This window comes from Bifidobacterium sp. UBA6881 (assembly GCA_002451435.1).
GTDB lineage: Bacteria > Actinomycetota > Actinomycetes > Actinomycetales > Bifidobacteriaceae > Bifidobacterium.
Window position 1 is genome coordinate 29810 of the sequence record DKCF01000082.1, and the last position, 9718, is coordinate 39527.

Genomic DNA, 9718 nt, shown 5'->3' on the forward strand with positions numbered 1-9718 from the left:
CGCGGCTCGATGAGCGTCGCGTAGCAGATGACGGCAGACCATCCGAAGCATCGCGGCCGGCTGCATCGTTGCGATTCCTTCCGCGCATTCCTCTTCTGCCGTGCCATCCACGACACCTGCCCGTCCATCGGCCGCCGGCATGCGAAGGTTGGAATACGCCGGCAAGGGAAAGACGCGCCATCCATCGGCATGCCAACGGCAATGACCGGAGCATGGCATCACGCACGCCATCGATGCGCCGCCAATAGTCACGCGCCTGCCGCTCTTCGATGACGTCGCCGGAGAACGCCGCGTAATCGGCCTCCATGCCCAAACGCAGCAATTCCATGGCGTCCAGATCGAATCGTCGCGCGATCGACCGTGCCTGCTCGCGTCTGGTCCCCGGCGCCGCCGATCCGCTTTGCAGCGCCAGCGTGGTGACGGACCGCCATCCCTCGGCAATCCGCAGCCGTGCGTCTCCCCGATGCCTCGCGCGATGCAACATGACCGTCTTGACGGCAAGCAGCGCCATGGCGACGATAAGCGCCGTCCACAAGGGACTGCCATATACCGCGACCTTCATCGCGATGCGTGCGATCCGCTGCCGAAACGGGTCCGCGGACGGTGCGTCGGCCCTGCTGCCGCCAATCGAGGTTCCGCCCGACATCCGATCGTCGTCACGCAACGGGTCGGTGAGCGGAACCGGAGGCTGCCGCACCAGTTTCCGCGGATTCGGCGGCATGAGGTTCCGGTTTTCATCGGGGGTCTTCGTCTCCTTCGGCGTCGGATGGAACGCCACCCAGCCGTAGCCATCCAAGGCGATCTCCACCCATGCGGCCACGTCGTTGCCGGTGAATTCCGTTATGGTGTGCGCGCCACGTTTTTCCGTACGGTCGGCACTGATTTCGCCATCGTCGTCCTTCGGCAGAAAACCAAGCACGACGCGACTGGACATGCCGAGGGCACGCGCCATCAGAGCCATGGCCGAAGCGTATTGCTCGCTGTCTCCCACCATTGCGGCGCCGTCCAGCAATTGGCTGATGCGATAGTTGCCATGACCGGCGTTGGAAGGGTAATCCCCGCTCAGACCATGCGAGAACCAGCCGGATTCCCTCAGCCCATCGGCAATGGCCTTGGCCGCCGCTCCGCCCGCGGCCCGTCCTCCGGCAAGCGTCGTCGCGAGGCTGTCGACGCAACCCGGAACGTCTTCGGCCTCCGGCTGGCTGACGGCGGCGGCCTTGGCCCTGACGAGTTGTCTGTCGGTCGGCGCGTCGGAAACGATGCCGGTTTCGCGATACGACAGTCCATCCGACGTGCGCGCGGCGTAGATCGCCGATCGCGTGTCGGCATTGTAATAAAACGACTCCGCATCCTCGGATTCGCTGAATTCCACTTGCGAGGCGGAACCGGCCAATGGCAGCCAATAGTCGCGCAGCCCGGCATGCACCGTGAACCGCGCGGCGAACCGCCGACCCGTCGCATGGTTCTCGATGGAAGAGCCCACACGACGGTAATTGGCCGAATCCGCGGCCATCGTGGAATCGGACAGATTCCACACATTGCCGTCGAAACGATCCATCACCGCAAGACGCACGGCGGAGCCGGACGGCAGATCCTGCACGGTGAGCAGCACGTCGTCCCTATGGTTCTTGACATACGAGCGCATGCCGCTCAGCGGACTGGCGTAAGCGTACGGACTCAGCGGCGGCTCGTAATGGTCGCGCAGGATCGTGCGGTGCCGCGCCGTCATGGCGCATCCGCCGAAGGCCAACGCGGCGGCGATCAGCATAATCAGCGCGGCGGCAATCCAACGCCGCCATTCGAACAATCCGAACCGCATGCTGGTCCATGCCGTAAGCGTGCAGACGACGATGACGCCGGCGGCCGGACGGCAATGGCCGGCCGACGATCCCAGCAGGGCGCAGACCGAGAGGTTCACGAGAACGGGCACCGCCGCGGCCAATGCGAACCGGTCATCGTCCATCATCGCGAACAGGCCTGCGAAAAACGAGCACCACAGGCAGGCCGTCCAGACGGCGAGCGGACCTCCCCGCATGCCGCCGACCGGCGGATCCACGGCAATCAGCAGTTTGAACGATCCCAGCGTGCTCATCCATCCATCGGCGAGCGTGCGTGCGGTCGGAACGATATGCGCGATGGTGGTTTCGTTCAACAACAGCACCGGTCCCGCGACCAGCTGGGCGAACGCCGTGAACACCAGCTGCCACCACAGGCGGAACTTCGGAACCCGCCATGCGAGCGCCGCTACCGAGCCGAGGACGGTCGCCGGCACGGCGGCGCCGGCCCAGACCGGAACCGACCCGTATACGTCGATGAGATTGGCGGCTCCGACAAGCGTCAGCATGGCCGTGGCCAGCAGACCCAGCTGCCTTGGAAGCCGAGGCGTTGACATATGGCCCGCATGGCGTCTTCTCCCGAAACGAACCATACGAATCGTGGGACGTGCGACGTCGGCCCATGAGCCTGATGTCGTGACCGGACCGTCGGCGCCGGCGCTCATGCCAGCATCCCCATGATCGTCGGCAGATCGTCCAAATCGCCGATCGTGGCCACAACGAAACCGGCATGCCGCGTGATGGAACGTTCCCCGCGGACGTCGGCCCGCAACACCACGCATGTCGTGCCGCGCGGCAACGCGAGCGCCATGCGTCTGGCATCCTCGACGCTTCGGTTCCGTCCGACGGTGATGAACCAGCGGGACGAACCGGCCGCATCCGCAAGGATGCCCCGTACAAGGTTCGGTTCATCGTCGGAGTCCGGTTCGATCGCGCTGCACATGTCGAGGAATTCCATGGGTCCGTTCGGCGATGCGTGCCGTCTCCCGGCATGAACCGTCACCGGATGATTCTGCGACAGGCATCGCACGCCGATGGAGGCGTGCGCCGACACGGCAAGCTCGAATTCTTCGGCGTTCGCGTAATCATGCGGATTCACGCTGATGGCGAGCGTGGTGTCGGTGCGCCTGGTGGCTTCGTATTGGCGAATCATCAATGCGCCGGTTTTCGCGGAACTCAGCCAATGCGCGTTGCGCATGTCGTCTCCGGGCTCGTATTCGCGCAACCCGTGGAAATCGAGGTCGTCGTCGACGATTGTTCCGCTCGGGCGCCCTTCGAGGTCGCGGGGGATGCCGGCGTCCAATGGCGCCAGCGCGATGGTCCGCGGATGGATGAACGCATTGGTCCGTTCCGTAAGACGCCTTTCCCTGCGAACAAGTCCGAACGGGTCGCCTTTGCGGAGCGACAACGGGCCGATCGGCAGCGCCGCGCGCGCCACGGCGGTGAACGCCAGATCGATTCGTTTCGTCTGCCCCGTGGCAAGCGCGGGAATGGCGAACCGCTCATGGCCGGTTCCGATCGGCAGGACGCCGCTGGCCGGCACCGTGGACGCATGGCCGTCATTGCGGACCGTCACCTGTATGTGCACGGTGTCGGCGATGGCGACATGCCGTTCCGATACCTCCACGGTGGCGGAAAACGCCGTATTGCCCAGCGACAAGGCCACCGCGGCGACCAGCATGGACGTCGCGGCGATGGCGATGGCGAGCAGTTCGTGCCATCCGAGCGGCACGAACGCGGCCGCCGACATGGTGGCCAGCAGCACGGCCATCCAGCCCACCGGCGACACGTTGGAGAAGACGGGGCGCCTGCAACGGCGTCCGATGCGGTGCGGCAGACGGCGCGCGGCGTTCATGCGGCGCATGACATTCGCGCGGAGCGTGGTGCCCGTGCGGTATGTGACGTCTGCATGACGTGTGGCGTCCGTGTGGCGCGCGGTTCGTGAATCTCGCATACCTGACCTTTCCGATTGCGGGTTCTTTCGGGGAGACGGAACATTGTTCGAATCTTTCAAAAATCATCGAAGCGTGTTGCGATTCCGGAAACCGGTGGGGAGTCCGCGCCTTAGCCCCCTTGGAGTCCGGCGCCGATCGTCGGCGCGGGCACCTGGTCCAGAAGCCGTCTGATGGCCTGCCGCTGCGTTTCGCCGGAGAACGTCGCCTCCGGCGTGAGCGTGATGCGATGCGCCAGCACGGGCTCCGCCAGCTCCTTGACGTCATCGGGCACCACATAACCACGGTTGTCGGATGCCGCCCACACGCGGGCGCATCGGGCCAGCGCCAGCGCTCCGCGTGTGGACGCGCCGATGCGGATGCGTTCGTCATGCCGGGTGCCCTCCACCAGACGCACGATGTATTCGAGAACCGCGTCATCCATGTGCACGGTTCCGCCGACGCCTTGCATGCGCAACACGTCGGATGCGTCGAGCACGGGGGCCACGGTCGCCGCGCGATCGGTGATGCCGGCCTGCCTGAGGATGTCCAGGCTCGCGGCATGGCCGGGATGACCGATGGCGGTTTTGATCAGGAACCGGTCCATCTGCGCCTCGGGCAGACGATACGTGCCAAGCTGGTCGATCGGATTCTGCGTGGCGATGACCATGAACGGCCGTGGCACGGGATGCGTCTCCCCGTCGACCGTGACCTTCCGCTCCTCCATGACCTCAAGCAGCGCGGACTGCGTTTTCGGCGACGCGCGGTTGATTTCGTCGGCAAGCACGATGGACGCGAAAATCGGTCCTTCTCGATAGGTGAATCCATCGTTCCTCCGGTCGTAGTAGGTGACGCCCACCACATCGGACGGCAACAGGTCCGGCGTGAACTGGATGCGTTTGAATGATGTGGCGATGGAATTCGCCAGACCGCGCGCCAGCTGGGTTTTGCCGGTGCCGGGATCGTCTTCGAGCAGCACGTGGCCGCCCGCCACCAGCGCGGCGACGCATTGCCTGATCTCCCGTTCCTTGCCGACGACGACACGGGAGACGTTGCCGACCAGTTTCGCGAACGCATCATGGAACCATGCGATGTCGTCATCGGGCTTCGGCATCGAGATCGGCGGGGTCCGGTCCGTTTGCTCCGCCTTATGCGTGCGGACGGCCGGATTACGCGGCCAGCCGGGTTGTGCGGGCGATTCCGTCCATATGGCTTTCGCGCGCTCGCCGAGCACGGTGCCCTCGTCATCTACGGGACGCGGCGCATCGTTGGCACGCCCGTCGAGCGGCGACGGCATGGGGACGGGCGGCGGCATGGCGTCATCCGGTGGGTGGCTGATGGAGCCGAGCTGGGTGTCGTCGTTCATAGTAATCTCCTTGTGGTGTTCGGCCATATCGCCAATGATCGCCGTCCGGCCATGCCGTTCGCGTCGCCGATCGGGCGGATTCCCTCGATGCCATGGGATTTCCGGGACCGCGCGTTCAGCGCGGCGCGTCCATCGGTGCTTTCGACCGATACGTACCATGAGTGGGAATCCGCCGCATCCAGATCGTCGCCGACATCGATGCGGTTCATGCCTCCGGACATCTCATACCGCCGTTCCATGCCGCCATGCTCGGGCATGATGACCAGCATGGCACGGTACGGCAGACCGTACGCATCGACGGCGAATCCGGTATACAGCAGGATGTTCCTGTCGTTCGTGTCCCATGACAGCGTGGGCGCGGAAATGATTTCGGCGCGACGCTCATACACGTAGGCCGGCGACAAGGTTCCGCGGGCGGCCTCGCTCTGCCCGCCATTGAGGGTCTGCACGACGCTCGCCGATGAGCAGGTCCGCCATGGAGCCATATCGAAGACTGCCGAATCCGCGGTGCCGCCCACGCTGCGGTCGCCCAGGCCGTCGGCGGTGACGCGGAAGCCGTCCGCGCGGCCTTCGCCCTTCCAATGGACGACGCATGTGGAGCCACGTCCGGAAACGGTGACGTTCGACGGCTTCCTGATTTGGTATTTCGGAACGAACGATGCGGCGCGCGTTTCACCGTCAACGCCTTTCGCGCCGATGACCTTGGCGTCGACCCGATAGGTTTTGCGATTGAGGTCGCTTTGCGGGATGTCGAATGCATGGGATCCGGAACACGGCATGGTGCCGGTCACGTCGCCGGACAAGGCGATGGCCGCACATCCCGCGTTGCGCGTGTCTCCGATTGACGCGACCGTCACCGTTCCTTTGACGTCATTGTTGCGCAGCTCAATTGTCGGTCCGTTCGGCGTACCCCACGGCCTGACGGCATCGGATGCGTCGGACGTCGGGCCCCAGCCCGCGTCGTTGTGCGCACGCACGGTCGCGGTGAATTCGGCGCCGTCCTTGATGTGGCCGTCGTCGATGTCGAAGACCATCCTGGTCGACCGCGAAGTCTCCCGCATCATGAATCCATTGCCGGAAAGCGTCACCTCGTACGCGTCGATCGCGGAGCGGTCGCCGTCCGGTTCCCTCCATTCGACGGCGACTTTGTTGCGTCCGGCTTCGGCACGGACGTTACCCGGCGTATCGGGAACCTTGTCGGGCCTGCCCTCGACGGCGTTGGATTCCTCCGACCAGCCGGCCTCATTGCGCGCCCGCACCGTGAACGAATATGTTCTGCCGTTGCTCAATCCCGTGATTCGGCATGATGTGGCGGAGCCGCATGATTGGTTCCCGGAACCGCCGCCGCTCCAGCTCGCCTGGTATTCGATGACCGGACTGCCGTTCGGTGCGCCGGCGCTCCAGCGCAGATTCACCGCGCCGTCCTGCGCGTCGCCGGTGATGGGGGAGAGCAACGGCGCGTCGGGCCTGTCCACCACCGAAACGTCGATGGTCGCGGTCACCTCGCGTTCCTTGCTCCTCGTCGCATCCCGGACGGTGGCGACCACTCTGCCGACGCCCGCGCCGATGCCGGACGCGGCCGTGATCGACGCCGTGCCGTCGGACGAGCAATCCACCTTGATTCGTGACGTGTCGTCCGCGACGCAGCCGACCACCGTCAACGGCGTTTCGGGGAACGGATTGTATGCGTCGGCCAGCAGACGCACCGTCTCGCCCGACCCGGCCTTGAGCCGCACGGTTCTTGCGCCGACGCGCGCCAACGGCCGGTTGGACGCCGTCACGCGCACCGTCACGCCGGCGTCCACCGTGCCATTCGCGTAGGTGATGGTTATCGGCACGTTCACCGTGGTTCCGGGGACCGCCGTCTTCTCCGCGGAAACGGTCAGCCTGCCGACGGCGCTCACCACGGCGCGCACCTGGTTCGAAGACGTTCCGCCGGAATACGCATGCCGATTCCTTTCGCCATGTGGTTCCTCCGCGGAGCGCGTCAACGCGGTCAGGTCGATGACGGTGGCGCCCTCGCCCGCCGCCACATCGATGACGGACGAGGAGAACGTCGGCGCGGGCGTGTCTCGTCCGACCACGGTGATCGGCAGCGTCAGCACCGCCGTGTTGACGATTCTCGCCGTGCCGTCCTTGGACGCCTTGCCGTCCACCGCGGTGAAGGTGATGGACGCAGGCCCCGTATAATCATCCGGCGCGGTGAACCGCAGCGTCTGGTCGTCCACATACAGGTCGCCGTCGCCGGCCTTGGTCGCGCTCACCGAATCGGCGTCGGACACGTATGCGGTCTTGCCCGCGCCGACGCGCACATGGTCGGCGATGTTGATGGTGATCGTCTCGCTCGCGTTCACCTTCAACACCGGTGCCTTCGGCCGCAGCGTGGGCGGGAACACGCCGTAGGCGGGCACCTGGATGAACGCGCTCGCCGCGACGCCGTGCGTCGTGTTCGTGACGGTGTACGGCACGGCACGGGCCTCATCGGTCAGCTCCACCGTGATGACGGTCGATTCTTCCCCGCCTTTGACGCGCGCATGGTCGGCAGCCGATTCATGCACGCCGACCCGCAGTTCCTCGAAGGTGCCGGAAGGATTGGCGATCCATTGCGAAACGTCGACGTCGACCGATTTCCTGTCGATCGTCGCGTATGACGGCACACGGTAGTCGCGGGCCGTTGGCGGCTCGATCGGGGCGTCGCCGTCCACATGCACCGTCAGGATCGCGGTGGCGTTCAGTCCGGCTTCGTTCCTGGCGGTGTAGACCGCATGGTAGGCGCCGTCGTTCTGCGGTGCGGTGAACGACAGCATGCCGTCCGCAACCCTGACGTTGTCCAGCCCCTCGGACTCGACCCGTTCGATGCTGAGCGCGGTGCCGTCTCCCGAGATGTCGTTCTGGAGCACGGGCACGGTGGCCGCGGTTCCCGGACGCAGCGTCACCTCGTCGTCGCGCGCGTACACTCCCGAATCCGATGCGGATGGAAACACGCCTACGCGGATCTGCGCCTGGGCGCGTTGCCCGGTCCAATCCTCGACGGCATAGGCGAACGTGTCGGTGCCTGTGGAATCGGCGTAGGCCGCATACACGAGGTAATCCGCGCCGATCTCGTCGATGCGTCCCAATGACGGCGCCTTGTTGCCCAGGCCGAGCAGCTGCACGTCATCGCCGTCGGCGTCGATGCCGGCGAGCGTGATCGGAATACGGATCCTGCGTCCGGACGCCACCTGCGCCTCCACGTCGGCCGGAGCCGGCGGCGTCTTGCCGGACGCATCCTTCCGATGCACGCTGAAGGTGATGGTCGCGGAGGCCGTGTTGCCGAAGCCGTCCGTGACGGTGTAGTCCACCGGAAACGAACCGGTCTGCCGGGACGCTTGGTATCGCACGGTGTCTCCGGAGACGAACGCCAGTCCCGCGAACGTCTTCTCGTCGTATCGCAGGTCGTTGCGCAGGCTCACCGTGGTGCCATCGGCATGGACGACGTGGTCGAGCACGTCGACGGAGACGACGCCGCCGGCGCGTACCTGCGCGGTGACGTCGCCGGCTTTGGGCGGGGAGCCCACGGCGGACGACGTCGGTGGCTGCAACACGATCACGCCTGTGGACGAACCCGCGGCGTTCGCCACGGCATAGGTGACCCGGACCGGTCTCACCGGCGTCTGCCGCGCGGTGACGTAGACGCGTTTGCCGTCGACCACGCCTGTTGTGATGCCGGTCGACGCTTCGGTCGACACATCGGTGACCGCCAGCACGCCGCCCATCGGATCGATGTCGTTGCCCAACGGTTCCACGATGGCGGTGCCGTCGGATCCCAGCAACGCCACGTCGTCGGCCACGATCGGCTTGGCCGCGTCGCCGGTGACGGGACGCACTTCGACACGTGCAAGCCCGGTGGCCGGAACCGAACCCTGGGTGATGGTGTATGGCACGTAGTAGGTGCCCGGATCGGATGCGGTGAACGCGATCGTCATATCCGCCGCGTTCATGGTCGTCGACACTCCGGAAGGCGGTTCGACGGCGGTGAGCCGCGCCGGTTCGGCGGAGGTGCCGTGCACGTAGGGGGCAAGGTCGATGACGGTGCGGATGCCGGGCGTGGTCTGCCTCGACACCGGATCGATGGCCGCGCCCAAGGTGTTCGCCGGCTTGACGGAGAAGTACAGCATGCCGGTGCCGGTCTGCTCGCCGTCGGAGACGGTGACTTCGATGGCGGCCCTTCCCGATGTCATCGAACCGGCGTCGAACGTCAACTGCCCGTCGGCGCGTGTCGAAACGCTCACTTGGTCGGTGTTCCGCGCCGTGGCTGACACCAACGTCAGCGGGTCGCCGTCCGGGTCGGTGAAACTCCCCAACGCGTTGGTCGTGTGGGTCGCGCCCTGCTCCACGTCGATTTCCGGAGGGATGTCGGTTTGCGTCGGCGCACCGTTCCCGTCCTCGGACAAGGTGAGCGTCACCTTCGCCTCTGAGGTCTGTCCGCGTCCGTCGGAGATTCCATAGCCGAACGTGACGGTTCCGGCGCCGGCGGCCGAGGCGTCGAGCTGCAGATACCGTCCGTCGTATATGGGCGATACTGCGACGTCCGCTCCGCTGGGGGC

At 65.9% G+C, this 9718-nt stretch carries 4 protein-coding genes; all 4 read right to left on the reverse strand.

What is annotated here, in order from left to right:
* A partial coding sequence (locus B3C64_RS06480) for a transglutaminase-like domain-containing protein (protein WP_291534558.1) occupies window positions 1–2392 on the reverse strand: 2392 nt, incomplete at its 3' end.
* Between the two features lie 104 nt (window positions 2393–2496).
* On the reverse strand, window positions 2497–3699 hold the full coding sequence (locus tag B3C64_RS06485; RefSeq protein WP_414632175.1) for a DUF58 domain-containing protein: 1203 nt from the start codon (window positions 3697–3699) through the stop codon (window positions 2497–2499).
* A 200-nt stretch (window positions 3700–3899) separates the two neighbouring features.
* Window positions 3900–5081 carry an AAA family ATPase gene (locus B3C64_RS06490; RefSeq protein WP_414632176.1) on the reverse strand — a complete coding sequence of 394 codons (1182 nt, stop codon included), beginning with the start codon at window positions 5079–5081 and terminating at the stop codon, window positions 3900–3902.
* Window positions 5082–5128: 47 nt separating this feature from the next.
* Window positions 5129–9718, reverse strand: a 4590-nt coding sequence (locus B3C64_RS06495) for a fibronectin type III domain-containing protein (RefSeq protein ID WP_291534561.1), incomplete at its 5' end; no start/stop codon positions are given.